22 protein-coding genes are annotated in these 25,625 nt (G+C 53.7%); 18 read left to right on the top strand and 4 right to left on the bottom strand.

The features are described from left to right. Positions 1 to 79: 79 nt before the first annotated feature. Genes VF399_06440 through VF399_06425 form a run of 4 tightly spaced genes read right to left on the bottom strand, consistent with a single transcriptional unit; the run spans position 80 to position 3,840 of the window. Positions 80 to 1,201 carry a glycosyltransferase family 4 protein gene (locus VF399_06440; GenBank protein ID HEX7319973.1) on the bottom strand — a complete coding sequence of 374 codons (1,122 nt, stop codon included), beginning with the start codon at positions 1,199 to 1,201 and terminating at the stop codon, positions 80 to 82. Beyond that, on the bottom strand, positions 1,198 to 1,776 hold the full coding sequence (dut, locus tag VF399_06435) for a dUTP diphosphatase (GenBank protein ID HEX7319972.1): 579 nt from the start codon (positions 1,774 to 1,776) through the stop codon (positions 1,198 to 1,200). The genes VF399_06440 and dut overlap by 4 nt, the downstream gene beginning before the upstream one ends. Beyond that, complete coding sequence (locus tag VF399_06430; GenBank protein ID HEX7319971.1) at positions 1,773 to 2,585, bottom strand: lysophospholipid acyltransferase family protein; 813 nt, start codon at positions 2,583 to 2,585, stop codon at positions 1,773 to 1,775. The genes dut and VF399_06430 overlap by 4 nt, the downstream gene beginning before the upstream one ends. A 58-nt stretch (positions 2,586 to 2,643) precedes the next feature. Continuing rightward, positions 2,644 to 3,840 (bottom strand): pyridoxal phosphate-dependent aminotransferase, encoded by a 1,197-nt coding sequence (locus tag VF399_06425; GenBank protein HEX7319970.1) that lies wholly within the window; start codon positions 3,838 to 3,840, stop codon positions 2,644 to 2,646. 201 nt (positions 3,841 to 4,041) lie between these two features. On the opposite strand from VF399_06425, the gene VF399_06420 reads away from it, so the two are divergent. The 18 genes from VF399_06420 (at position 4,042) to VF399_06335 (ending at position 25,476) form a co-directional block, all read left to right on the top strand. Next, positions 4,042 to 4,761 (top strand): hypothetical protein, encoded by a 720-nt coding sequence (locus tag VF399_06420; GenBank protein HEX7319969.1) that lies wholly within the window; start codon positions 4,042 to 4,044, stop codon positions 4,759 to 4,761. A gap of 66 nt (positions 4,762 to 4,827) precedes the next feature. Next, a complete protein-coding gene (locus VF399_06415; protein HEX7319968.1) occupies positions 4,828 to 5,877 on the top strand; it encodes a type IV pilus twitching motility protein PilT in 1,050 nt (349 codons plus the stop codon). A gap of 2 nt (positions 5,878 to 5,879) precedes the next feature. Continuing rightward, entirely contained in the window at positions 5,880 to 6,953 is a 1,074-nt protein-coding gene (locus VF399_06410; GenBank protein ID HEX7319967.1) for a type IV pilus twitching motility protein PilT, read from the top strand. After that, positions 6,953 to 9,031 carry an ATP-dependent DNA helicase RecG gene (recG, locus tag VF399_06405; GenBank protein ID HEX7319966.1) on the top strand — a complete coding sequence of 693 codons (2,079 nt, stop codon included), beginning with the start codon at positions 6,953 to 6,955 and terminating at the stop codon, positions 9,029 to 9,031. The genes VF399_06410 and recG overlap by 1 nt, the downstream gene beginning before the upstream one ends. Positions 9,032 to 9,047: 16 nt before the next feature. Continuing rightward, on the top strand, positions 9,048 to 10,013 hold the full coding sequence (locus VF399_06400; GenBank protein HEX7319965.1) for a DUF4837 family protein: 966 nt from the start codon (positions 9,048 to 9,050) through the stop codon (positions 10,011 to 10,013). Positions 10,014 to 10,069: 56 nt separating this feature from the next. Further along, positions 10,070 to 11,506 (top strand): tetratricopeptide repeat protein, encoded by a 1,437-nt coding sequence (locus VF399_06395; GenBank protein HEX7319964.1) that lies wholly within the window; start codon positions 10,070 to 10,072, stop codon positions 11,504 to 11,506. Further along, positions 11,503 to 11,973 carry an acetyl-CoA carboxylase biotin carboxyl carrier protein gene (gene accB, locus VF399_06390; protein ID HEX7319963.1) on the top strand — a complete coding sequence of 157 codons (471 nt, stop codon included), beginning with the start codon at positions 11,503 to 11,505 and terminating at the stop codon, positions 11,971 to 11,973. The genes VF399_06395 and accB overlap by 4 nt, the downstream gene beginning before the upstream one ends. A gap of 39 nt (positions 11,974 to 12,012) precedes the next feature. Beyond that, a complete protein-coding gene (locus tag VF399_06385) occupies positions 12,013 to 13,119 on the top strand; it encodes a PilT/PilU family type 4a pilus ATPase (GenBank protein HEX7319962.1) in 1,107 nt (368 codons plus the stop codon). Between the two features lie 73 nt (positions 13,120 to 13,192). Next, positions 13,193 to 14,548, top strand: coding sequence for an acetyl-CoA carboxylase biotin carboxylase subunit (gene accC, locus VF399_06380; GenBank protein ID HEX7319961.1), 1,356 nt, complete (start codon positions 13,193 to 13,195; stop codon positions 14,546 to 14,548). A 96-nt stretch (positions 14,549 to 14,644) separates the two neighbouring features. After that, positions 14,645 to 16,384 carry a TonB-dependent receptor gene (locus tag VF399_06375; GenBank protein ID HEX7319960.1) on the top strand — a complete coding sequence of 580 codons (1,740 nt, stop codon included), beginning with the start codon at positions 14,645 to 14,647 and terminating at the stop codon, positions 16,382 to 16,384. Beyond that, positions 16,385 to 16,861 (top strand): PTS sugar transporter subunit IIB, encoded by a 477-nt coding sequence (locus VF399_06370; GenBank protein ID HEX7319959.1) that lies wholly within the window; start codon positions 16,385 to 16,387, stop codon positions 16,859 to 16,861. Continuing rightward, positions 16,858 to 18,777 carry an alpha-amylase/4-alpha-glucanotransferase domain-containing protein gene (locus tag VF399_06365; protein ID HEX7319958.1) on the top strand — a complete coding sequence of 640 codons (1,920 nt, stop codon included), beginning with the start codon at positions 16,858 to 16,860 and terminating at the stop codon, positions 18,775 to 18,777. Before VF399_06370 ends, VF399_06365 begins: the two co-directional genes overlap by 4 nt. 13 nt (positions 18,778 to 18,790) lie before the next feature. Beyond that, a complete protein-coding gene (locus tag VF399_06360; protein HEX7319957.1) occupies positions 18,791 to 19,432 on the top strand; it encodes a PTS sugar transporter subunit IIC in 642 nt (213 codons plus the stop codon). Further along, a complete protein-coding gene (locus tag VF399_06355; protein HEX7319956.1) occupies positions 19,405 to 20,100 on the top strand; it encodes a PTS system mannose/fructose/sorbose family transporter subunit IID in 696 nt (231 codons plus the stop codon). The genes VF399_06360 and VF399_06355 overlap by 28 nt, the downstream gene beginning before the upstream one ends. A gap of 16 nt (positions 20,101 to 20,116) precedes the next feature. Next, positions 20,117 to 20,374: an HPr family phosphocarrier protein gene (locus VF399_06350; GenBank protein HEX7319955.1), complete on the top strand. Its 258-nt coding sequence runs from the start codon at positions 20,117 to 20,119 to the stop codon at positions 20,372 to 20,374. After that, the gene (ptsP, locus tag VF399_06345) at positions 20,374 to 22,125 is read left to right on the top strand and encodes a phosphoenolpyruvate--protein phosphotransferase (GenBank protein HEX7319954.1); all 1,752 of its coding nucleotides are present in this window, start codon (positions 20,374 to 20,376) and stop codon (positions 22,123 to 22,125) included. Before VF399_06350 ends, ptsP begins: the two co-directional genes overlap by 1 nt. A gap of 5 nt (positions 22,126 to 22,130) precedes the next feature. Continuing rightward, positions 22,131 to 23,201 carry a bifunctional phosphoglucose/phosphomannose isomerase gene (locus VF399_06340; protein HEX7319953.1) on the top strand — a complete coding sequence of 357 codons (1,071 nt, stop codon included), beginning with the start codon at positions 22,131 to 22,133 and terminating at the stop codon, positions 23,199 to 23,201. A gap of 64 nt (positions 23,202 to 23,265) precedes the next feature. Beyond that, positions 23,266 to 25,476 (top strand): hypothetical protein, encoded by a 2,211-nt coding sequence (locus tag VF399_06335; GenBank protein ID HEX7319952.1) that lies wholly within the window; start codon positions 23,266 to 23,268, stop codon positions 25,474 to 25,476. The last annotated feature ends 149 nt before the right edge of the window (positions 25,477 to 25,625 follow it).

Genomic DNA, 25,625 nt, shown 5'->3' with positions numbered 1-25,625 from the left:
AAGTTTGTCGCCGAACTGGTTGACCGTCTGGGAGTATACAAAAATGGAAAAATCCCGGATCTTGAGGATGTTCCAGAATTTAGCCGTCTTTATTTATTACCTCCTGGTAGAAGTCACAGACCTGCTGGGTGACTATTTTCCAATCGAACCGCAGTGATTTGGCCCGGCCCTGTTCGCCGTACTGCCGCATCAGGATTGGATTCTTAAGCAGGTGAACGATCTTCTCGGCCAGGGCCTTGTGATCGCAGGGCGGGAAGACCAGCCCTTCTGCCTGATCGTCAAGGATCGTGCGGTAACCGGGTATGTCGGACGCCACGATCGGTTTTCCACTGGCCATCGCCTCAAGCAGGACGATACCGAAGCTTTCGGCACCCGTTGCCGGCGAAGAGTAGATGTCGCACGACGCGTAATAACGAGGCAGGTCTTCAGGGCTCACGCGTCCTACGAATATCACGTGGTCCTGGATATGCCCTTCGATATACTGCCGGTAGTAATGTTCCAGGAACCCTTCGCCGACAATGACCAGCTTGGCATCGGGGAATTCTTTGATGATATCGGGAAAAGCCATGAGCAGGTATTTCAGTCCCTTGCGCGGTTCGAACCTGCCGACGAACAGGATCTTTGGATAGTAGTCTTTCAGCATGTCGATCGGCTGGATATCGGACCTGAACCGGTTGGTATCGATGCCGTTGGGGATGATCCGGTAATGGCCGTCAGGGAAATACTTGGCCACGCAATCCCGGGCCACCGATGAGACCGCGATCAGACCGTGGATCTTTCTGAAATATTGTTCAAGCACCGGTTCGAAGAGCACATAACCCAGGCTTTCCTCATAGGCCGAATGGAAGGTGATGAAGTTCTTGGATGTGGAATACTTGAGCGCGAAGTACGGCAGGACCGGCGCCAGCGGTCCGTGAATATGGATGACGTCGAAATTGTTGGACTGCAGGAATTTTCTGAATTCCCAGGGCAGTTTCAGGCTCAGGGTGATGACCGAAAAGGATCGGTTCTTGGGGATCTTGAACGCCCTGCCCATGCGGATAATATTCTCGTCGACATAGGGGTAATTCCGACCGAACGACGGGGCCACGATCTTCGCGTGGTGGCCGAGCGCGTTTAAGTTTTTGAAAAGGTGCAGGATGTGTTCGGATACACCGCCGGTGTGGGGGTAGAAAATATCGGAGACCAGGAGGATCTTCACCCCGCACTTTCCTTTCCGCGGCCAGTCCCGCGATTCAGCGAATGCTCAATTGACCGGGTTTGTTTTCCGGTGGTTTTGGGCGATTTTTTCGAAAGTGCGGGGCCGATCCCCGAACTTCCGAAGCCGCCCGCGCCCCGGCGGGTTTTACGCAATCTGGTCACGGTCCGTAGACGCGGCCGTTCGACCCGGCTGAAAACCAGCTGGGCGATGCGGTCCCGGTCATGGACGGGAAAAGGTTTGGAACCGATGTTGAACAGGATGACCATTATCTCGCCCCGGTAATCGGGATCGATCGTGCCCGGAGCGTTCAAAACGCCGATGCCATGGTTGCGGGCGAGACCGCTGCGCGGTCTTACCTGCGCCTCATAACCGGCTGGCAACTCGATGCTGATACCCGTGCGCACGGTCGCGAAACCTCCCGGCGGCACGATAATTGTGCGAGCGGTGCTGGCGTGCAGGTCGCAGCCCGCCGCCTGTTCGCTCTGGTAGCGCGGAATATTTTTACCTTTTATCTTCACGGTCAGCCGGCCCGGCGGGATCACGGTTTCAGGATCGGCGCGATTGATCTTGTTCATGCTATCCATTCGGGCTGGAAAACAAACCACTGGTCAGGATATGTTTTGATCAATTCTTCCATTTTCCGCACCAGTGCAGCATGGAATTCATCCTCGCTGGTAAAGAACAACGGCGGGTCAACGCATCCGCGGTAACGGTGTTTTTTACCTATCGGGTTGAGCGTGAGGTGGCCAAAGAGGACCGGCAGTTTCTTGCGGACGATAATGGATCCCAGGTTGCGGGGGATGTTCCTTTTACCATCGAAGACCGTGACGGTGATGCCGTTATTGGCAATATCGCGGTCCGCCAGAATGGCCAGGATGCGGTTTTTCCGGATAATGTCAAGAAAAGCATAGGCGGATTTCGCGAGCGGATAGGTCTGCATACCGGTGCGTTCGCGGTGGCGGGTGTACAGTTCGAGCATAGCTGGCTCGAGTTCCTCGACGAGCGCGCTCATCGGGTAGTTGATGGCGGCAAGATAGGAACCGGCATAATCCCAGTTGCCGAGGTGGAACGTGATCATTATGCTGCCCCTTTTGTATTTCAATGCGGCGGCGCAGTTCTCAATGCCGACCGGCTCCACATCCTGGATGAGTTCATCGGCCGATATAAAACCAAGCCTGAAGAAATCGACCAGGACGCGCGTGTAATTTTGGAAAGTTTTTAGGACGTAGTTATTGAGATCGCGGACCGGTATATTGTCGTGAGCAAAGATGTGATCGAGGTTGGCGCGGATATATGAACGTCCGACTTTATTCAGCGAACAAGCTAGTTTGCCCATGATCATCGCAATGCGCTCGGCAGCCTTGGGCGGTGTGATCTGTGCCATCTTTACTCCCGCCCTGTATAACGCTGCTTTCACGCTCGCAATGGACTACGTTCAGCGGTCAACCCTTGTAAACTGAAAGGGCAGTGCCGAGAAGGCTCATCGCTTCGCTAATGTCCGCGGTTTTCAGGACGTAAGCGATCCTGATCTCATTGCGGCCCTTTTTCAAAGAGGAATAAAAACCGTTTGCCGGCGCCAGCATGATGGTCTTGTCCTGGTGGCTGAAATCAGTAAGGAGCCACTGGCAGAAATGGTCGGCGTCCTTCAACGGCAGTCTCAGGACGGTGTAGAAAGCGCCTTCGGGTTTGTGCCCGAATACGCCGGGCACGGTTTTGATGCATTCGAAGAGGACATTACGACGTTTCTCGTACTCTTCGATCATCGGCCTGATATAGCGGTCAATGTGTTTGTACGCGGCGATCGCGCCGATCTGTTCGAGCGTGGGCGGGCACAGGCGCGCCTGGCAGAACCTGAGCACGGCATCCATTACCTGTTTGTTGCGGCTGATCACGAACCCCACGCGCGCACCGCAGGCCGAGAACCGTTTGGATATCGAGTCGATGACGATAACCCGTTCTTCGATCTCCGGCATAGACAGAGCGCTGATCTGCCGTTTGCCGTCGTACACGAATTCGCGGTATACCTCGTCGGATACGAGGAAGAGATCGTGTTTTTTGCACAGTGTCTGCAGCACGAACATCTCTTCTTCGGTGAGTACCGTGCCGGTCGGGTTGTTCGGCGTGTTGATGAGGATCGCCCGCGTGCGGGACGTGATCTTTTCTTCGATCACTTTTGCCGGCGGCAGGTGGAAACCGTTCTCCACCGTTGTCATTATCGGGACCAGCTTGATGCTCGACATCAGCGAAAGGCCGTTATAATTGGTATAATAGGGTTCGAAAACGATGACCTCATCCCTGGGGTCACAGACGGACATCAGCGTGAATATTATCGATTCGCTCCCACCGGTCGTGACCCAGACATTGTCGAGCCCGATGTCAAGGCCGAGGTTGCGGTGGTAAGCGACGATCGCGACCCTGAGGTCCAGCAGACCGCCCGAAGGCCCGTAGCCCAGGACGGTCTCCTTGTGATTCCTGATCGCTTCAAAGATCTCAACCGGCGTGTCTATGTCAGGCTGCCCGATGTTGAGATGAAAAATCTTGATGCCTCTTTTTTTTGCATCATCCGCGAAGGTCGCGAGCTTGCGGATCGGTGAATACGGCATGATATTGGCTCTTTTTGACAATGTATTGTGCTTCATGTTCACATTATATATATCCCACGCGCGATGTCAACAATTTCGCAGAGCTCAGAAAAACAATCTTCGCTCTGAAGATTGCAGTGATATTTGGGCGTTTTGTCCGCAACGATCGATGATTTCCATGTTTTTCGAGAAATCTTCCGGGTCTCTATTGACAAGAGAACAAATTTCAGTAATATTTACGATACGAGGAGGCTTTTCATGAAAAAGATCATCAGTATCGCTTTTATTTTGGCGCTTACGGCTTGCGAAACGGGATTTGACGTGAACCTGACATGCGTGTCATGGCATACAGCCCAGTCGGTTGCGGTCGAAAGCAGCCTGCTTGGCGCAAAAGATCAGGTATTCGTAACCCTGTTATGGAGGTGGACCTATCAAAAGCCCCAGGGCGACGCGGTGATCGTCCAGCGCAGCACCGGCGGCTCTACGAGTTATGTCACGGTCGATACCGTCTGGAACATTGACACGATCATGAGTTTCATCGATTCGGACACGATCCTTCAGCCCGGCGGTCAGGTATCCTACCTGCTGTCCATGCTCAACGCGACGGCGGTCAATTCTTTCGATACGATCGATTTTGAACTTCCCGCCGCTCAAAATTTCTATCAACCACAAGATACGGTGATTGCGGCGGATACCACCCTGCAGATAATCTTCGCGCCCATCACCGGCATGGATTCCACCAATATCGCGATCTACGAAGGCGGACCGACATCGATCGACAGCTTGTTGAATTTCCTAACCAATCCCTTGTTCACCATCACGGTCGCGGATACCGTATTTGTGATATCGAATGTCGACAGTCTGTTGCCGAATAAGTACACGCCGTATACCATCAAGCTGATGTCCACAAAACTAAGCGACCTTTCCACGGACGCCTCCATAGGATTCCGCGCGTTCATGCGCGTAGACTCTTTATAAACTCGCGGATGCGCGTCATTACCGGGGGATAAATGCCAATAACCCCTCATTTAGCGCATGGCTAAGATCGATCTCGACGTCCTGCTCGAAGAACTTGTTTTAAAAGAGGGCTCTGATCTGCATTTGCGGGTCGGCGAACCGCCGGTCTTCAGGGTCGCGGGCAACCTGGAACGGACCGATTATCAGCCCCTTTTTGATCAGGATATCGAGGAAGTTATCTACGGGTTGATGAAACCGCTCCAGCGTAAGTTGTTCGAACAAGCGCTGGAATTCGACATGGCTTACGAGATCCCGGGCGTCGCCCGCTTCCGGGTGAACTGCTTCAAGCAGATGAACCATGTGGGCGTTGTCATGAGGATCATCCCGCTCAAGATCAAGACGATCGACGAATGGGGATACCCGGCGGTCATGAAACGGATCGCCGAGCTGAACCGCGGTCTTGTACTGGTCACGGGACCGACCGGCAGCGGGAAATCCACGACCCTGGCCGCGATGATCGAACATATCAATTCGGTGATGAAGAAGCATATTATCACGATCGAGGATCCGATCGAGTTCCTGCACCGCGACAAGTCTTCGATCATCGAGCAGCGCGAGATCGGCATCGACACGTCCTCTTACGCCGAAGCCCTGCGCCGCGCGATCCGCCAGAACCCGGATATAATCCTGGTCGGCGAGATGCGCGACCTGGAAACGATCGGCCAGACCATAACCGCGGCTGAGACCGGCCACCTGGTATTCTCCACGCTGCACACGATCGACGCGGTCCAGACCATCGACCGGATCATCGACGTGTTCCCGCCATCGCAGCAGCAGCAGATCCGGCTTCAGCTTTCGACCTGCCTGCAAGCGGTGATCACCGAGACCCTGGTGCGCCGCAAAGACGGCGCCGGCAGGGTCGCGGCATTCGAGATCATGGCTTGCACACCGGCGATCCGCAGCGCGATCCGGGAAGCCAAAACACCGCAGATCTACTCGGCGATCCAGACCGGTTCCAAGCTCGGCATGATCCAGATGGACCAGTATCTGAGAAACCTTTTGCATCAGGGATTGATCGAGATGGAAGAGGCGATCGCGCATTGCACCAATCCCGATGAGTTCGAAAAAAGAGTGTGATCATGATCCGCATCCAGGAACTACTGCACGCGCAGATCCAGTATAATGCCTCCGACCTGATCCTGAAAGTCGGTTCCCCGCCGATCCTCAGGGTCAACGGCGATCTTGCGCCCGTCAATCTTCCCCCAATCACGGAGCTCGACGTGGAATCAGGCATCGTGGAGATGCTGCAAAAGAGTCAGATCGAAGAGTTCAAGAAGAACAGCGAGCTTGACATTTCCTACGAGCTGCCGCAAGTCGCCCGGTTCCGGGTCAACTTTTTCAAGCAGCGCGGGCACCTGGGCGCCGTGTTCCGCCTTATTCCGGCCAAGATCCCGACGATCGATGATCTTGGTTTTCCCAAGGTATTGAAAGACCTGGTCATGCGGCCGCGCGGACTGATCGTCGTGACCGGCCCATCCGGCTGCGGCAAATCCACAACGCAGGCGGCGCTGATCGATTTCCGGAACGAATGCGATACCAGCCATATCGTGACAGTCGAAGATCCGGTCGAGTTCATCCATACTAACAAGAAAGCCCTGGTAACACAGCGCGAGGTCGGTCGGGACACGCATTCGTTCGCCAACGCCCTTAAATTCGTCCTGCGGCAGGACCCGGACGTGATCCTGGTGGGCGAGATGCGCGACCTCGAGACGATCTCCCTGGCCATCACCGCGGCAGAAACCGGTCATCTCGTCGTCACAACCCTGCACACCGCGGATGCCATTTCCACGCTGGACCGGATCATCGATGTCTTCCCGCCGCATCAGCAGAACCAGATCAGGATGCAGCTGTCACTCAACCTGCTCTGCATTTTTTCCCAGAACCTGCTCAAACGCGTTGACGGGTCAGGCCGGATCGCGGCGTACGAGATCCTGATCGCCACCGGCGGGGTGAGGAACCTTATCCGGGAAGCAAAGACGCACCAGCTGCTATCGATCCTCCAGACTTCGCAACAGCAGGGCATGATCACATTCGACGCATGCCTGGCGAATCTGGTAAAGAGAAAGATCGCCGGCCAAAAGGAGGCTGAGGTCAAGGCGCTCAATCCCGACGCGTTCCACAAAGAGATGGAAGAAATATCACAGACCAAATAGTGGCTAAAAAGACTTTTCTAAAGTTGTCCAGCCCAGTTCAGTACATAAAAGGAGTCGGCCCCAAGCGTTCAGAATATTTAAAAAATATCGGCGTAGAGCTGGTTGGCGATCTTATATTCCTGGTCCCGAGACGGTACCTGGATTACTCCACCGTCGTAAAGATAAAGGACATCAAGGTCGATGATGAGGTGACGACGATCGGCGCGGTGCACGCGGTCCGCTGCCAGCGCACGCGCAAGCGCGGCGACCTCTTGAATGTTCTCATTCATGACGAAACCGGAGCGCTGATGCTGAAATGGTTCAACCGGCCCGACCTGCGCAAGAAATTCAAGGTCGGTGATTGGCTGATCGTTTCCGGAAAGGCGACTTCTTACTATGGCAAGCAGCTTATCAATCCGTTGTACGAGATCCTGGAAGAAGAAATGGTATCGGAAAAGAAAACGGGCGCGATCATCCCGGTTTACCCGCTGACCGAGGGCCTGAGCATCTGGGACGTCCGGCGTTTTGTGCGGATCGCGCTCGATGAATGTCTCGGCGAGGTCGAAGAGTCGCTGCCCGGATACATAATGGAAAGAAATAGGCTCATGCAGCTTGACCGGGCGATCAGGGCACTGCACTTCCCGGCCAGCGTGGCTGATGCCGCGGACGCGCGGCGGCGGATGGTCTACGATGAGTTTTTCTTCTTTGAACTCGCGCTGGCGCGGCGCAAGGCGCAGCTCAAGGATGCGCCGGGATTTGCCTGCCGCGAAACCGGGACCCTGACGCGGCAGCTCGTGGATTCGCTGCCGTACAAGCTGACCGCAAAACAGGGTGAGGTTATCAGGCAGATCGCGGACGACATGGGGCGTCCCAAACCGATGAACCGCCTTTTGCAGGGCGATGTCGGGGCCGGGAAGACCGTCGTCGCGCTTTACGCGATGCTGATCGCGGTGGAGAACGGCTGCCAGGCGGTGCTGATGGCGCCCACCGAGATCCTGGCGGAGCAGCATTTTCTTACCATGCGCGATCCCATGAAGAATATCGGTGTTGCCGTGACGCTGCTGACCGGCAGCCTGATGTCCCGTGAGCGTGAACAGGCGATACAGAGCATCGGTTCGGGCGCGGCTCAGATCATAATCGGCACGCACGCGCTGATCGAAGAGCAGGTTGTTTTCAAGCGGTTGGGTCTGGTCGTGGTCGATGAGCAGCACCGGTTCGGCGTCATGCAGCGCGCCGCGCTCGTTTTCAAGGGATCAAACCCTGATTTTCTGGTCCTTTCCGCGACCCCGATCCCGCGAACCCTGGCCCTGACCCTGTACGGCGATCTTGATATTTCATTGCTCGATGAAAAGCCCCCGGGGCGGGGATCGGTCGTAACCCGGATCGTGCACGAAAAAGAACGACTGCAGACGTACGAGTTCATCGCCCGCCATCTGGCTGAAGGCCGGCAGATGTTCGTTATCTGCCCGATCATCGAACGGTCGGAAAAACTAGACTTGAAATCGGTGCGTGAAGTTCATGAGGAGATAACGCGCGCCTTTCCTGAAGCCCGCGTCGCGGTGATCCACGGGCGGCTGGAGACCGATGAGCGCATTATGATCATGGATGAATTCCGGCGGGGCGAGATCGCGGTGCTCGTCGCGACCACGGTGATCGAGGTCGGCGTTGACATTCCCAATGCCACGCTCATGATCATCGAACACCCGGAACGCTTTGGACTTGCGCAATTGCACCAGCTGCGGGGGCGGATCGGCCGGGGAATGAAGGAGTCGTTCTGCTTTCTGTTCCTCAGCTCTTTTTTAACCCAGGAAACCTATGACCGGGTCGCGCTGTTCGCTTCGACCACCGATGGCTTTGTTCTTGCCCGGAATGATATGAAGCAGCGCGGTCCCGGCGAAATACTCGGCAAACGCCAGCATGGCCTGCCCGATATCAGGATCGGTGACCTGGAAGATGACCAGGAGATCCTGTTCCTGGCCCGGGACGACGCATTCGGCGTGGTGGAGAAAGACCCGGACCTGGGCCTGGATGAACATCAGTTCATTCGCAGGAAAGTCCTGCGGTTCGCCGAACGCGAAAGCCTGCTGCGGATCGGCTGATAAGAGGGGGATGTTTATGAAAAAATCAGTGATCTGTTGCCTGAGCGCATGCCTTTTGATCTTGAGCGCATGCTCGAAACTTCCGAACAGCGTGGGGCGTCCCCGCGATGTCGTGGTGATCGCTTCGTCCGTCGATACCGCGACCATCAACCGGACGATCCAGATCGTTAATTATTTCCCTCAACCCGAACCGATGTTCATTTTTATTTTTGCCGCCGACACGGCCGGCCATGGGGTCAAGACCTTTAATACCCTGTTCCTGTACGGATCCTTAGAAGATAAATTCATCAGCACGATGCTTAACCCCGATGCGCGGGCGGCCGCAAAGCGCGATACTTTTACGCTCTTTTTGATCCACGATCTCTGGGCCCGGCCCCAGACCGCGGTCATCATGGCCGCATCGACACCGCAGTACGTTGTTCCGGGATTGTACCGCTACCGGGAGAAGATCCGCTCGCTGCTTGAGGAAAATTACTACGCGCAGCTCAAAAGCCGCTATTATGAACAGGCGATCGACGAGAACATCAAGCGCAGTACGGTGCGCTTTGGGTTTACGGTCGATGTCCATGAGGGATGGCTGGTGGATTCAACCCACTGGGAAAAGGGCTTTGTGTCGGTCCACGCCCATTATCCCGACCGCAGCGTGTTCTTCTACCGGGAGAAACTGACACAGTCATTGTCCGACAGTTTTGTCGTGAAAAAACGCGACCTGCTGACCGGCCTGTACTACAACGGCGACCACATCCTTAAGGATCTGACCTGGATCGAACCGGTCGAGTTCAAGAGCATGCGGGGGTACAGGATCAAGGGCGTCTGGCAGAATGACTCGCTGGTCGCGGGCGGGCCCTTTCTGTCCTATGCGCTGACCGACAACCAGATTCTCTATTTCATTGACGGACTGCTTTTTTCGCCCGGCGAAAGAAAGACCGATTACTACCTGACCCTGGAAATAATCATGAATTCGATCGAGATAACGCCTTAAAAAACTTCCCCTTGACAAAGGTTCTTATATGATTACAATTATTATGTGGAGGACCAATGGCTGAACAAGATTTTTCCGAAATTGCCAAGCTGAGCGAACGGTTCAACAAGGATCCGAAATCCAGGATCTTCGTGCAGCTTGCCGATGCCTATCGGAAAAACAACATGGTCGATGAAGCGCTGCAGGTGATCAACCAGGGATTGCAGTACCACCCGGAATACCCTCTTGCCTTCCTTATTCTCGGTAAATGCTACTATGACAGGCGGCAGTACGGTCAGGCCAAAGAAGCAATTGAAAAAACCCTGCGTTATGACCAGCAGAATATCGTGGCGTTGCGCCTCCTCGCACAAATTTGTGATAGTTTGAAGGATGATGCCTGTCAGCTTATGGCTTACCGGGGGGTCGTGGCCATCGATCCCTTCGATGCAATGGCCAAGGATAAACTGGCGGTGCTGGAAGCCAGACAGAGCAAAGGTCCGGTGTTCACGCTCACCCTTGCCGAGGAATATGAGAAGCAGGGGAATCTTGCCGAAGCGTTGAAGGTGTACGAGCAGCTCCAGTTCACCGACCCGACCGATCTGGTCTTAAAGGAAAAGATCAAAGAGCTCAAGCAAAAGACATCACAGCCGGCTGCACCGGACGAATCTCCGAAACCGGGCAACGCGTTCCAACCGGACTCGCCGCTGGAACTTGCTTCCATGGTCGACATAATGCAGGATGTGCACGGGACGCTGGAACCTTCCGCGCCGGAAATGAAGTTCGAGAAGATCGAACCGGCAGTTAAAAAAGGAAATGTCACCGGCAAGGTAACCAGCGACATGGATTTCATCATGGAAAGCCCGAAAGAGAAAGCGCCGCCCGTGATCGAGCCGGTCGTGCCGATGAAACAGCCCGAACCACCGCCGGTTGTCAGCGAGCCGCCTCCGGTCAGCATCTCCATTCCTGAACCTGCTATCACGCCGCCAAAAAGCGATGAACCCCAGGAAGTATCGACCCTCGATGACTTTCTGGTCGAGGCGCCGAAAGCCGAGGAACCGCCGGCGGTGAAGGATACAGTATCGCTGGTCGCTGAACAAACCATTGAAGAACAAAAACCTATTGAAAAGATCGAAAAAGAAGAAACGATCGAAAGTATTGAATCATTACTGATCCCGGAGTATTTGCCACCGGCCGAACCTGAACCGGTAGCCGGCGCCGCGCCGGTCATCGAGATCGAGAAAAAGGAAGAGCCGATAGTCGAAAAGACGATCGAACCCGGTGCCCCGCCAGAACCGATTTTGGCAACGGCACCCCCTGATGTTCAATCAGTCATCGTGCCGCCGGCTAAGACCGAGGAGAAAAAAGCAGAAGCACCGGTCGAACCGCCACCGGCTAAGACCGAGGAGAAAAAAGCAGAAGCACCAGCGGGAGCGCTTCCGGAAGAGAATAAGGAAAAGCCGAAGGAAGAGGATTTCAAATCGTTCCAGGATTGGCTGTCAGGATTGCTGAAATGAGATCGCGGGATGTTGAAAAACTTATCAGGATCGTCCAGGAGAGCGATATCGCGGAACTTGAGATCACCGACTTCTGGGGCCGGCGGATCAGGATCAGCAAAACGGCGGGCGTAAAAGGGGAAACAGGCATGGTTCCGGGCGTGGTCGTAACGCAGGCCAGTGAATCGGCGGCCGCCGCGGCCAAACTGGCCGAGAAAACATCAGAAGAAAAGACGGAGAAGAAAAACGTCGTCGCCATCCGCTCGCCGATCGTGGGATCTTTCTACCGGTCGCCGGCGCCCGATGCTCCGCCTTATGTTGAAGTGGGCGACACGGTAAAGCCGGGACAGGTCGTCTGCATTGTTGAAGCGATGAAACTGATGAACGAGATCGAGAGCGATATCGCGGGCAAAGTCGCCAAGATCCTTGTGAAGAACGAAGAAGCGGTGGAATATAACCAGGAATTATTTCTCATCGAACCATTATAGATGTATGAAAATAAAAGCTAAGGATCGATAGGAACCATAATGGAACTAAAAATATTGTTGGAAAAGATGGTGAAGGTCAACGCGTCTGACTTGCATCTCAAGGCGGGCGCGCCGCCGGTCTTCAGGATCGACGGACGTCTCGTCATAGAAAAGGGCGAGTCGCTTACACCGGAAACGCTTAAGACCATGGCATACCAGATCATGACCCCTTCGCAGCAGCAGGCTTTTGAACGCATGAAGGAAATGGATTTTGCCATTGGCGTCCGCGGCGTCGGCCGTTTCCGGGTCAATATCTTCCTCCAGCGCGGCAGTATCGCGATCGCAATGAGGGCCATCCCGATCTCGGTGAAGCGGATCGATGAGTTGAACCTGCCCGCGATCCTTAAGGAGCTCTCCCTGAAACCGCGGGGTTTGATGTTGTGCACGGGGACGACCGGCAGCGGAAAATCAACGACGCTGGCCGCGTTGATCGAGCATTTGAACGAGAACGCCTCGCGCCATATCATTACCATTGAAGATCCGATCGAATATCTGTTCCGCGACAATCTTTCGATAATAAACCAGCGGGAAGTATTGATGGATACAATATCGTTCTCGATCGCCCTCCGGCACATCCTGCGGCAGGATCCGGACGTGATCCTGATCGGCGAGATCAGGGACCGGGAAACAATGGACGTCGCTTTAAAGGCTGCGGATACCGGGCATCTGGTGCTGTCCACCCTGCATACCCTCAACGCGGCTGAGACGATCAACCGCATAATCTCTTTTTATCCGCCTCACCAGCACCAGCACATCAGAGTGCTGCTGGCAACAACGCTCGTGGGGGTGGTTTCGCTCCGCCTGCTGCCGCGGGCCGACGGCAAGGGGAGGATCCCCGCCGTCGAAGTTTTAATCTCAACACCCACCGTCAAAGAATACCTGCTGGACCCGGTCAAGACACTCCTTGTCCAGTCAGCGATCGAGGAGGGGTACGGGCAGTACGGCATGCAGACGTTCGATCAGTCCATTTTCCGTCTTTACAAAGACGGGCAGATCGCTTACGATGATGCTATCCAGGCCGTCTCCAACCCGGATGAATTCAAACTGCGTCTGGTAGGTATCGAAGCAACGGCGGAACGGGGCTGGGGTTCCTTCGAGAAGAAGTAAGCTCCAAATAAAACGAATGATACCGAATGAAACGAATTCGTATCATTCGCCGTAATTCGATCCATTCGCCAATATGAAGTTCGACAAGATACTCATCGCCAACCGCGGGGAAATCGCCATAAGGGTGATCCGCGCTGCCAAAGAGTTAAAACTCAAGACTGTCGCCGTTTATTCGGAAGCCGATGCCGATGCCCTTCATGCCCGGCTTGCCGATGAATCCGTCTGCATCGGAAAAGCCCAGGCTCGCGAGAGTTACCTGAATATAACCCGGATCGTGAGCGCCGCCGAGATAACCGGCGCGAAAGCGATCCATCCGGGGTACGGTTTCCTAGCGGAGAACGCGGAGTTCGCCGAGATCTGTGAATCCTGCGGTATTACTTTCATCGGTCCGAAGCCGGAGCACATCAGGGCTATGGGCGACAAGATCAAGGCCAAGAAGACCATGGCCGATATCGGCGTGCATGGGATCCCGGGCAGCGACGGCGCCGTCGAGAGCCTGCGGGAGATAAAGAAGGTGATCGGCCGGATCGGATACCCGATCATGCTCAAGGCAGCGGCCGGAGGCGGCGGTAAGGGCATGAGGATCGCCCGCAACGAGGATGAGCTCGAATCGGGGTTCCGCATGGCGCAGGCCGAAGCAAAAGCCGCCTTCAATGACAACCGCATATATGTCGAAAAATTCGTCGATAAACCCCGGCATATCGAAGTACAGATCCTCGGCGACAGCCATGGGAATTTCGTCGCGCTCGGGGAGCGCGAGTGTTCGATCCAGCGGCGCCACCAAAAATTGATCGAGGAGTCGCCGTCGCCCGTGGTCGACGAGAACCTGAGGAATAAACTCACTGAAGCGGCCGTGAAAGGCATCCGGTCCATCGGTTACCAGTCCGCCGGAACGATCGAGTTCCTCATGGACGCCAACCGGAATTTCTATTTTATGGAAATGAACACCAGGATCCAGGTCGAGCACCCGGTGACGGAAATGGTCACGGGCATCGACATTGTCAAGGAACAGATCAGGATCGCGCAGGGCGACAAGCTGTCTTTGACCCAGGACGATATTAAGATCGTCGGCCACGCCATCGAGTGCCGGATAAACGCTGAAGACCCGAGCCGTAATTTTGTCCCGACGCCGGGCAAGATAACTTTCTTCCACATGCCGCAGGGTTTTGGCGTACGGTTCGATACCCATATTTTCGCCGGTTATTCGATCCCGTCCCATTACGACTCGCTGATCGGCAAGCTTATTTGTTACGGCAAGACCCGGGACGAGGCGATCGCCCGCATGATCCGGTCATTGGAGGAGCTGGTGATCGAAGGGATCCCGACGACGATCCCGTTCCATCAGATAATCATGGACAATAAAAAATTCCTGGCGGGCGACCTGTCGACCAATTTCCTGGACGAGCTCATGCAGTCCAAAGCGGGATAGCGGAAAAGAAACGTCGTAAAAGTCGATTTCTAAAAAATCAAAAGTTCGTGAGGCTGTTATTATTGACAAAAAAGCTTTTTACACTATAATCTATGAATGATATGGGTATTTTTTGTCATTGCTAGTGACAGCTCAGGTTTTATTGATACCCTCTGGACGCCGCCGGATACGTTAAAACCGGCGGTTGTTGTTGAAACCGCAGATACGACAAAAAAGGATACGATATGGATCTATGAGATCCCCGATATTGTCGCGCTGAAAGGCAAAAACGCCCTTGACAACACCGTCGCTGAAGTACCGGTGTTGCTCTCTCCGGTCTATCAGTACACAACACCCGAGGTCTTCCTGTCTTCGCCTTTTTTTCTCTTAAAGAAAAACAATTCCGTGCTGCTGGCTTCACACTCTTGCGATCCCTTGCAGACCGGTTACTATTTGAACAGCCATCCGTTGAATGATCGGTTCAGCGGTTTTGTCGATCTGAACGCCGTTCCGGTATCCTGCCCCGACAGCATTGCCGCGTTTAAGAACACCGGAGGGAACCTGCTCGACATTGACTTGAAAAGCAAGGTCAATAGATACGAAAGGCCGTTCTCGGTCATCAATTTTACGACCCTGGGTGATAACACGATATACAATATCGATTTTACGCGTGCCTTGACCAATGACATGGGGTTGTTTTTTAGCGGTCTGTATTCGAATATATTCAAATCCCAGGATAACCTTTATCATAAACTGAATGCCTATTGCGGGAACCTTTACTGTAACCGGTATCTGCCCCTACGCTTTGACTTCCTGTATTCATCGAGCGCGTACGGTACCGAGGAAGAGAACTCATTGTTCGATGTCTCTTTTACCGCGGACATTTTACATAACAAACTGTGCGTTTATTACAGCCGCTTCGGCATATCCTGGGCGGATTCTGCCGGCGACAGTCCGATCAATGATTCAAAGAATTTCGGCCTCGTGACCGAAACTGTGAAAAAAACTGGACTTTGCGACCTGTATCTCGGCCTGGACGGTGTCCTTTCCGCCGTGACCACTGACCACGAAGGAACATTCAATGGCCGCAGCGGCAAAGTATTCACGGGCATCGGCAAAATCTGGCAACGGCTGGTTTTTGGCGCGGATAATTCGACGAGCTGCGGCGATGACGGGGCGATCCGCTTCTCGCCGCGATTGACGGCCGGTTATGATCTATTCGACTCGACGTTTGTAACGGCATGCGTAAGCCGGGGTTTTCGCCTGCCGACGATCGCGGAAACGGATGCCCCGATCGATACGGCTTTGTACGTACCTAACCCTGAATTGAAAGCTGCGACCTGGTGGAACAAGGAGATAGGCTTGAAAAAGGGAAACTACTCGGTCGCGCTTTACAATACTGATCTCAATGACTATATAGTCTACGTCCAGGACATTGACTGGGGTTATCTCCAACCGCATAACAGAGGGGGCTGGTCTCTTTCCGGGATCGAAGGCACGGTCGGATTTTCGCTGGGTAAATTTTTGGACTACAAACTGGCCGGGAATTATCTTTTTTCAGGCGAGCCGGCCTATTACCTGCCATCGCGTTACCTGAGCTCGTCGCTCACGCTGAAGCATGAGAACGAGCGGTCCATGCAGGCGATCGTTCTTCAGGGACAATATATTGGCGAACGCGCTGACCTGTCCAATACTGTCTATCCGGAGGTTGGTGTTGTGTCGATCGTCGGCATGATTAGGTTTATTACCCTGACCGCGGTCCTGAAAGTCGAGAACATCCTTGACCAGGATGTGCCCTTTACGCCAGTGCCAAGGTTAAACACGAGCCTTTCGCTCCGGTGGGAGTTCTGGGATTAGATGCTGATACTGCGCGTTGATGACCGGTTGATCCATGGCCAGGTCGTGGCCGGCTGGGCACGGCCCCTGGGCATTGAATCGCTGATCCTCGCGTCCGACGCGCTGAGCGCCGATGAATGGGCATGCACGGCGTACCGCCTGGCAGTGCCCGAAGGGATGAAGTTCCTATGTTGCAGCATCAAGGCGTGCGCCGAGTACGTAACTAACGGTAAGGACAAGAAAAGGATCATGATCGTTGTCGAAAAAATTGCGGACGCATACAGCCTGGTCGCGGACGGGGTGCCGGTCAAGGAGATCAATATCGGCGGGATCAGCTATACCGACGGCGCCCGCACGATCACGCCTTATGTCTATTTATCGCCGGATGAGATCGAGTGGGCCGTAAAGTTGTACCAGATGGGCATCAAATTGATCGGCAAGCAGCTGCCAAATTCGCCCCCGGTCGATGTCGCCAAGAAACTTGCGGGTGTCAGATGATACGGCTGGCATTGTATATCCATAATCACCAGCCGGTCGGCAATTTCGACCATGTGTTCGAGTATGCCTTTACCCATTCCTATAAGCCTTTGCTCGAAGGCCTGCTCCGGCATCCGGCAGTCAAGTTCGGCATTCATAATTCCGGACCGTTATGTGAATGGATCGAAAAAAATCATCCCGATTTCTTCGAAATGCTGAAGGCAGCGGTTAAAAGCGGACAGGCGGAGATCATTACCTCGGCCTACAGCGAACCGATCCTGTCACTGATTCCCAAGAGGGACCTGGTGGATCAGATCCGTTATTTCACCGATTACCTGACAAAAAAATTCGACTGCCAGCCCCAGGGTCTATGGTTGACCGAACGGGTCTGGGAACCGTCACTGATCCCGGCGCTGCTTGATGCCGGCGTCGTGTATACTATGCTCGATGACACGCATTTCCGCTATGCCGGGGTGACCGATGACAGCCTTTCCAGTTATTTCGTGACCGAGGAAGAGGGCAGGTTGCTCAAGGTCGTGCCGATCTCCATGAAACTGCGCTACCTTATTCCGTTCCACCAGGTGGATGAGACGATCAACTACCTGCGCGATGAAGAGCACCAACGGCCCGGGAGCCTGAAATGCCTGGGTGATGACGGCGAGAAATTCGGCGTCTGGCCCGGGACCCATCAGTGGGTATACGGTCACAATTGGCTTGAGACATTCCTGAGCCGCCTGGAAAAGGAAACGTGGATCCAGACCAGCCACCTTAACGACGTCGTGCGCGGGCAGCCCGCCGGTCGGATCTATCTGCCGACGGCTTCTTACGAGGAGATGGGCGAGTGGGTACTGCCCCCGCAAGCGGGTCGTGATTACCATGAATTAAAGAGGATGGTCGACAAGAAGTATTTTTATCTCGTGCACGGCGGTTATTTCAAGAATTTTTTAAGCAAATACCCCGAGGCGAACCTGATGCACAAGCGGATGGTCTACGTGTCCAATCATGCGGACGACTCGGTGGAGACCCGGCGGGCGCTCTGGCGGGGGCAGTGTTCGTGTGCTTACTGGCACGGTATTTTTGGCGGTCTGTACCTGCCCCACTTGCGCGAAGGGATCTACCGTAACCTGATCGAAGCCGACAGCGCTGTCATCAGGGAGGACATAAGGAAAACCGATTTTGACGCGGACGGGCAAGAAGAGTTGCTGATCTCGACGAAGCAGCTTTTCTGCTTGATGAAACCGCAGACCGGGAGTTTCATCGAGATCGATGACCGGCAGCGGAAAATGAACATCCTCAACTACCTGGGACGGCGCCGCGAGACCTATCATCAGAACCTGCCCGCGGCTGGCGACAGCGGTGAAGTGAAATCGATACACGAGGTCGTGCGCAGCAAGGAAAAAAATTTCGCACAGTACCTTATCTACGACCGTTATGAACGGGGGTTCGGGCTTGACCACCAGTTCCAGGAACCGCCCACGGCGCACGATTTTTACCAGCAGAAGGAAAACGCAGCCGGGATCCTGACCTACGATAAATTAGAAACCGCAGCCGACCAGGCGTATCACGCCGTCTTCGCATCGGATCGACTGGAGAAAAGAGTATTGGTCAGCCGCGACCAGCCGGTCATAAAGCTTCAATACAAGGGCGCGGTCGAATGCCTGGGTGTGGAATTTTCGCTGGGGCTTTTCAATCCGGGTCTCAAGATCAACAGCCGCCACTCCCTGTATGAACTGCAAGCGCTCGAAGGGATCGAGCGCTTTGATATAAGCGGCGACGGTCTCGCGCCGCTGACATTCGCGGCGAGCGTCCCGTTCACCCTGCTCAGTTATCCGATCGAGACGATCTCTTCATCCGAAGCCGGTTACGAAAAGAATTTCCAGGGGGTGTGCTTTTTGTTCATTTTCCGGTCGTCTCCCGATATCGAGATAAAGTTGTGACCGGCCGCGTACCATGAACCCGTTCGTGCTTGCCGTGATCGGCAGCGTCATCATTCTTGATAAATACGCATTTGGCGAATTCGGACTTTCCCAGCCGCTGGTGAGCGGCTTGATCATCGGCGCCCTTTTTGGAAAGATCCAGGAAGGCATCCTGCTGGGCAGCGCCTTTCAGCTGTTTTTTCTGGGCGGCCTGCCGATCGGACGCGATATCCCGCCGGACGGCCAGGGCGCGGGGATAGCGGCATGCGGTTCGTATTTCCTGCTGGGTAACAACAACCCGCCGGAAAGCGCGCTCCTCGGGGCCGTGATCCTGGGGCTTGCTGCGAGCTTGCTGGGCGGCAACATGGAGATCATGGTGCGGAGGCTGAATGAAAAACTTTATCACTTGTTCATGCGGCACCACTCGTGGCTGTATGCCTGCCACCTGGGCGGCGTGGCCACCGCTTACCTGCGCGGCATTGTCCTGTTCATCCCTCTGTTCTGTGTTGCCCGGATCCTGCATCTTCCGCACGTGCTCGTTTTTACCAAAGAACTGCTTCTGATCATCGCGGCCAGCGTCGGCGTCGCGCACGGTTTTTATCTTTTCGTGAAGAAGACGACCATTATCTATTTTATCCTGGGGATCGCATGCGCCTTGGTTTCATTCGTTTTTTAAAACTATTTTTTTCCAGCTTGTTCATACAGAGCTCATGGTCTTTCTTCTCCCTGCAGGCGATGGGGTTTCTCGCCTGCCTGGCCGCGGGCGTGGATAAAAAGAAACGCCGCGAGGTGATCGAGAATCATAAGGGATTTTTCAACACCCATCCGTATATGTCGTCGTATATCATCGGTGCGACGGTTCGGGCGTATGACAAAAGCGAAGACCCGGCCGATATCAAGAAGCACGCCACGATCGCCCAGCAGAGCTTTGCTTCCACCGGCGACCAATTGTTCTGGCAGGCCCTGCGGCCGAGTTTGCTCACGCTGGGCGTCATCGCAGGGCTTAAATTCGGCTTGATTGGTCCGGTCATTTTTTTCGTTGCTTACAATATGATCCATATCTTTCACCGCGCTCAGGGTCTGATCGACGGGTACCGTGTCGGATGGGATGTCATCTATATCCTGAAATCAAGACGCTTCACGCTCGTGCAGCGCGTCGCGGAAAGCCTGGGCGCGATCTGCGCCGGCCTTTTGCCGTGGCTATTGACTCGGAGTCTGATATCATTACTATTTATGCCGCTGGCTATCATGTTTATAATATTATTGATCAAAAGAATTCCAGCCGTGATCGTGATCCTGATCATCATGCTGGTAACCATGATCACGCTGATCGCGCGTTTATGAGCGTTCGGGTATTGGCATGATGAAAGAGACCATTACGATCCTCAATGAAAACGGGCTGCATGCGCTGCCGGCATCGCGTTTTGTGAAGATGGCGGAGCGTTTTCAGTGCGATATCGAAATGATCAAGGACAGCATCAAGGTGGACGGCCGTTCCATCATGGGGATCCTGACGCTGGCCTGTGAGAAAGGCAGCAAGGTGATCCTCATGTGCAACGGGAAAGACGAGCACGAAGCATTCACCGCGTTACGCAAGATCCTTGAAGGGCAGGATTGATGGCAAAAGAGAAACTGATCAAGGGCATCCCGGCGTCTAAAGGCATCGGGGAAGGAAAGGTCTTTATTTACGAAACGAAAAAGATCGAGGTCTTTCAGACGCCGATCATGTCGGTTTACCTCAAGGACGAGATCGAGCGGTTCGAGAACGCGCTGGCCAAGACCAAGGTCGATCTGCTGGAAGTGAAAAAGCGGATCAACCAGGAGGTCGGTGTTGATTTCGCGGAATTCCTTGACGCCCAGATCCTGATGCTGGAAGACAAATCGATCGTCGATCTCGTAAAAAAACATATCAGTGATGAAAAGAAGAACGCCGAATACATCTACCATGAGGTCATCAGCAACTACGCGCAGAAACTGGGGGAGAGCAAGGACTCCTATCTGCGCGAACGCGTCGCCGATATCTGGGACGTGGGAATGAGGGTCCTGAGGAACCTTCTGGGCCTTGCCCACTCTTCGGTGCTGGAAGCACCGGAGGGTTCGGTCCTCGTGGCACACGATATATCGCCATCCGAGGCGACGCTGATCAATCCCAAACATGTCGTCGGCATCGCCACCGAGATCGGCGGCCGGACCTCGCACACCGCGATCACGGCGCGCGCCCTGCAGATCCCGGCGATCGTCGGCGCGGAGGGGCTCACGAACAAGGTCGAGAACGGCGAACTCGTTATCGTCGACGGCGACCGCGGTATTTTAATAAGGGATCCCAGCGCCAGCCGGAAGCACCTGTACGATATCGCCCGTAAAAAGGTCATCGAGGAAGAAAAAGCGTTGTCGCCGTACTGCGATCTGAAGCCCGAAACCCGCGACGGCAGGCATATCGATATCTCCGCGAACATCGAATTTTTTGCGGAAGCGAACCAGGCCAAAAAATACGGGGCATGGGGCGTCGGCCTGTTCAGAACTGAATTCCTGTACCTGACGAGAAAGGGGAATCCGTCCGAAGAAGAGCAGTACAAGGTGTACAGCGGACTGGCGAAAACCATGAAGCCGCACCCGGTGATCATCAGGACCTTTGACCTGGGTGGCGATAAGATCTTTTCCGACTACCACGAAGCTAATCCTTTCCTGGGCTGGCGGGCGATCCGCGTATGCCTCGAAAACCAAGAATTCTTCAAGACCCAGCTGCGGGCGATCCTTCGCGCCTCGGTTTCAGGAAATGTCAAGATCATGTTTCCCATGGTGGCGACTTACGAGGAAATAAAGCGGATAAAACTGATCTTTGGCGCGGTGAAAAAGGACCTTCGGTCCGGCAAGATCGATTTTGACAACGATATCCAGCTGGGGATCATGGTGGAGACACCGTCCGCGGCCGTGATCTGCGAGGCACTGGCGACCGAGGTCGATTTTTTCAGCATCGGGTCCAATGACCTGACGCAGTACACGCTGGCCGTGGACCGCGGTAATGAGCGGGTGAGCCAGCTTTTTGACCATTTTCATCCGGCCGTACTGAGATTGATCCATAATGTCGTCGCATGCGGTCATAAATCCAATATCTGGGTGGGGCTATGCGGGGAGCTGGCCGCTGATGCGCTGGCGATCCCCCTGCTCGTCGGCTTTGGCATCAACGAGCTGTCAATGAGCCCTTTTTCCATACCGCGGGCAAAACTGATTTTAAGGACGCTGACCATACCAGAATGCGAGGAGATCGCAAATGGTACGCTAGTGCTGCGCACCGCCCTTGAGGTCAGGAAATTTCTGAGACGCGAGATCCGGAAAAAATTCCCCGCGCTCGAAGAGGTTTTCAAATAACGATCATGGTTCATGCCGGCCGGCAAGCCCGCACAAGATCCGCCGCCTGCAGCACGGGACCGAAGATCAACATGCGCGATATCATCTATTCGCTGCCTGACCAGCTCCTGCAGGCGGTAACCTTCGTGCCCGGGACTGCGCGTGCTTCACGACATGCGAACAAGGTCGTTGTCTGCGGCATGGGCGGATCCGGGATCAGCGGCGAGATCCTGTCCATCCTGTACCCGGAAGTGAGCATCCGGAGCAGCAAGGATTATAACATTCCGGCATCGGTCGGAAAAGGTACGCTGGCGATCCTGATAAGTTATTCGGGGAACACGGAGGAAACACTGGCGAATTACCGTTATCTGTCAAAGCTCAAGGTACCACTGGTAACGGTTTCATCCAACGGCCGGCTGCAGCAAAAGCGTGTTTTGTTCAAGGTCAAAGTCCCCGCGGGGCTGCCGCCGCGCGGCGCTCTCGGTTATCTCTACGGTCCCCTACCGGTCATCCTGCACAGGTTCGGGTTGATCAAGGACAACCCGGTTTTCGGGATTATTAATCTGGTCGCGTTCTTGAAAAGAGAAAGGAATGACCTTGACCGGGCTGGGGAAAAGATTGCGTCGCATCTTACCGACAAGTTCGTTTTCATTTACGCCAATTCGCCGGCCTTCGGCGTCGTCGCGAACCGCTGGCGGTGTCAGCTGAACGAGAATTCCAAGGTCATCTGCCATACCAACGTGATCCCGGAAATGAACCACAACGAGATCGTGGGATTTGGCCGGCCGCGTGGACTGCGCGCGGCATCCGCCGTGATCTTGCTTAACGACCCGGCGGCCCATGCGCGGAACAAGCTCAGGACGACTATTTTAAAGGAGATCATCCAGAATGAGACCAGCGAGGTTCTGGAGATCGAACCGCAGGGGAAAGACCTTGCCCAGCGCGTTTTTTGGACGATCATGCTGGGCGATTTTTTAAGCTATCACCTGGCAGTAAAAACGGGCATCGATCCCCTTCCGGTGAAGAGGATCGATTATTTGAAACAAAGATTATCGGCACCTGGAGTATTGTTTCTGATAAATGGACGCAAGCGATGAAGTCAGGCTATGTATTCTGACATTAAAAGGTGCTAAACCAACATGTTTAGTAAGGAGGAGCTATATGAAAAGTATTTTAACATTGCTGGCGATGATTGCATTAAGCGCTTTTGCCCAAAAAGCCGATTCATTGTGGAATAAAAATGCATACAGGTATGGTCAGTATTTTCTACGGGATGATGTACCAGATACATTTACCGCTCTTACCGGCGATTCGCTTAATTTAAGACGCTTCATCGCCCATGGGACTACCAGCGATTTAGTCCAAATTTCCGGTGCTGATGATGCTTTTCAGGTTAGCGGAGAAACAACCGCTGTGGCATTGTCATCATGGTTCAGAACATTAGAAGTTATAGCGAGTCAACCTGATTGGGCTTTTGCTGTAGGTGGAGTAGCAAACAATGGTAAAGCAGCTGGATATTTTGCGGCAGCCGGTACTCCACTGGTGGTGGTTTTAAATAATTATTACACTGCCCAAGATGAGACTTTGGCGATTTTTGGCACATCGACGTCCGATTATACAAAAATATTTACTCGTAAATCATGGATTGATACATTAGGAATATATCACGGCATTAGTACAAAAACGGATTCGCTTTATAATAAAGGTGCATACATTTACGGGCAAAATTTTCTTAGAGACAACGTAACTGATACCATTGGGATCTTGAAAGATTCCATTTTTACCGGCAGCCGCTGGCGCTGGGGCGCAGATTCCGTCGTATCCATTTTACGAATATCCAACCTTGACAGCACATATAATAGACTGATAGGGCTGGAAGTAAATCTGCGTAATAAATTATACGATCCGAATCTCCAGGCGCCGCTTATGTTTGGTGGATACTTCAATGTCGATACCGTGGGCTCCGGATTGGCCGATGGCGGTTATCGGTACGGTGTATTTGGGAAGGCCCACGGCGGCGCCGCGGAAACGCTTTCATGTTATGGGGTTTTCGGCGATGCGGAAATGGAAGAGCACTCAGCCGGCCGATTGTATGGTGTCTATGGCATGGTGCACGGCGGCGGTTATGGCAAGAAATATGCTGTTTTTGCCGATGCCAATGAAAATAATTACGGCGTCGAGACCCCAGACTCACTCTTTGGCGTCTATTCCTGGATAAACCATTCCGCCGTTGCATCCCGGCCATCATTCGCCGGGTATTTTTTGAATGTGGGTCAGCCCGGTGATACCTGCTTTGGCATATATGCAAATGCTTCGGGCGGTGATAAAAACTTCGCCGGTTATTTTTTGGGAAATACCTGTGTACAAAGCGGTAACTTTACGATCAATAATAGTTCTTTTAACCGTGACTTCATTCACGTCGCAATGAATCAGGAAGGACTTGCCGATACGGGTGTATATTTCCCGAAGCGTTCTTACACCACTTGGGAGGATAGCGGGGGGATCGCAATCTGGTCAGGATCACCGGCAATAATGATGAGGTTTCCAAAGGTGCTGGAACCGATTCCGGAAAGTGTAGCATATGTCACAATGGGTTTAGCGGCTGATGAGTTTCAGATATGCACGGAAGGTACGTCGGCAGCGAATAAAGACATAAACTTTTACAGCCGGGGGAATATCACGTTAGCGTTGAAATCAAGGAAATTACAGCCGGAATACGGCAATCAACGGATATTTGTCCGCGAACAATGGAATCGTGATGCGATACCATTTGAAAGTTATCCGTTTGCGATCTATATGGATCGTCCGGGCTACGGTTTTGGAATGTTCACATTTATGAAGATCAAACCGAACTGCTCTGAGTTCGGACACAATCCTAACGACAGCGTGAGGGTCATTGATGCCGTAACGGATACTTTGTTTGGAAAATATGGCAGTCATGGCTCGGGATTCGTTGAGTTTATTCGGTGGGGGATTCTTGACACTATTATGTATCAGCTACGCCACACGACCGGCGATTTAATCACGGAAATGTTATTGGGCACGACCGATACGACTTTTTTCAAGCCCTGGTCCTGGGAATTGAAAAGTGACGGAGCAACCGTATTCAAAGTTGATACTATAGTAGGAATAACCGGAAATGGACTGATCAACGGTCATCAGCATTTTACCGGAACCTGCATAATAGATACAGTTGTGATCAGGGGCGTCTCGGACAATTCGATAGTCACCCTGACCGCCAAAGGAACGACAGGGTTGAATGGCGGGCTGTCATGGGCATATTTAAATATTGATTCAATTATTGTTGCTTGCATCGCTGCTGATACGGCGCAGATGCGGACTAATGGATATTGCTGGAAAAGAGAAGAATAATAAAAGGATGGCCAAACGATACGACAGCGCGGTGCCAGCTTAACGAGAATTCCAAGGTCATCTGCCATACCAACGTGATCCCGGAAATGAACCACAACGAGATCGTGGGATTTGGCCGGCCGCGTGGACTGCGCGCGGCATCCGCCGTG

The organism is bacterium, assembly GCA_036382775.1.
Lineage (GTDB): Bacteria > Hydrothermota > Tepidihabitantia > SM23-42 > JAOAFX01 > DASVHD01.
The sequence above is the reverse complement of the archived record's forward strand: the minus strand, read 5'-3'. Positions and strand labels throughout refer to the sequence as shown.

What these genes read in the sequence shown, in the direction of transcription:
- VF399_06335 (HEX7319952.1), top strand. Translation starts at nt 23,266, where the DNA reads ATGAAAAGTATTTTAACATTGCTGGCGATGATTGCATTAAGCGCTTTT.
- VF399_06425 (HEX7319970.1), bottom strand. Translation starts at nt 3,840, where the DNA reads ATGAAGCACAATACATTGTCAAAAAGAGCCAATATCATGCCGTATTCA.
- VF399_06400 (HEX7319965.1), top strand. Translation starts at nt 9,048, where the DNA reads ATGAAAAAATCAGTGATCTGTTGCCTGAGCGCATGCCTTTTGATCTTG.
- accB (HEX7319963.1), top strand. Translation starts at nt 11,503, where the DNA reads ATGAGATCGCGGGATGTTGAAAAACTTATCAGGATCGTCCAGGAGAGC.
- VF399_06385 (HEX7319962.1), top strand. Translation starts at nt 12,013, where the DNA reads ATGGAACTAAAAATATTGTTGGAAAAGATGGTGAAGGTCAACGCGTCT.
- VF399_06410 (HEX7319967.1), top strand. Translation starts at nt 5,880, where the DNA reads ATGATCCGCATCCAGGAACTACTGCACGCGCAGATCCAGTATAATGCC.
- VF399_06355 (HEX7319956.1), top strand. Translation starts at nt 19,405, where the DNA reads ATGCGCCTTGGTTTCATTCGTTTTTTAAAACTATTTTTTTCCAGCTTG.
- ptsP (HEX7319954.1), top strand. Translation starts at nt 20,374, where the DNA reads ATGGCAAAAGAGAAACTGATCAAGGGCATCCCGGCGTCTAAAGGCATC.
- VF399_06370 (HEX7319959.1), top strand. Translation starts at nt 16,385, where the DNA reads ATGCTGATACTGCGCGTTGATGACCGGTTGATCCATGGCCAGGTCGTG.
- VF399_06430 (HEX7319971.1), bottom strand. Translation starts at nt 2,585, where the DNA reads ATGGCACAGATCACACCGCCCAAGGCTGCCGAGCGCATTGCGATGATC.
- VF399_06420 (HEX7319969.1), top strand. Translation starts at nt 4,042, where the DNA reads ATGAAAAAGATCATCAGTATCGCTTTTATTTTGGCGCTTACGGCTTGC.
- VF399_06350 (HEX7319955.1), top strand. Translation starts at nt 20,117, where the DNA reads ATGATGAAAGAGACCATTACGATCCTCAATGAAAACGGGCTGCATGCG.
- VF399_06395 (HEX7319964.1), top strand. Translation starts at nt 10,070, where the DNA reads ATGGCTGAACAAGATTTTTCCGAAATTGCCAAGCTGAGCGAACGGTTC.
- VF399_06340 (HEX7319953.1), top strand. Translation starts at nt 22,131, where the DNA reads ATGGTTCATGCCGGCCGGCAAGCCCGCACAAGATCCGCCGCCTGCAGC.
- accC (HEX7319961.1), top strand. Translation starts at nt 13,193, where the DNA reads ATGAAGTTCGACAAGATACTCATCGCCAACCGCGGGGAAATCGCCATA.
- dut (HEX7319972.1), bottom strand. Translation starts at nt 1,776, where the DNA reads ATGAACAAGATCAATCGCGCCGATCCTGAAACCGTGATCCCGCCGGGC.
- VF399_06365 (HEX7319958.1), top strand. Translation starts at nt 16,858, where the DNA reads ATGATACGGCTGGCATTGTATATCCATAATCACCAGCCGGTCGGCAAT.
- VF399_06360 (HEX7319957.1), top strand. Translation starts at nt 18,791, where the DNA reads ATGAACCCGTTCGTGCTTGCCGTGATCGGCAGCGTCATCATTCTTGAT.
- VF399_06375 (HEX7319960.1), top strand. Translation starts at nt 14,645, where the DNA reads ATGATATGGGTATTTTTTGTCATTGCTAGTGACAGCTCAGGTTTTATT.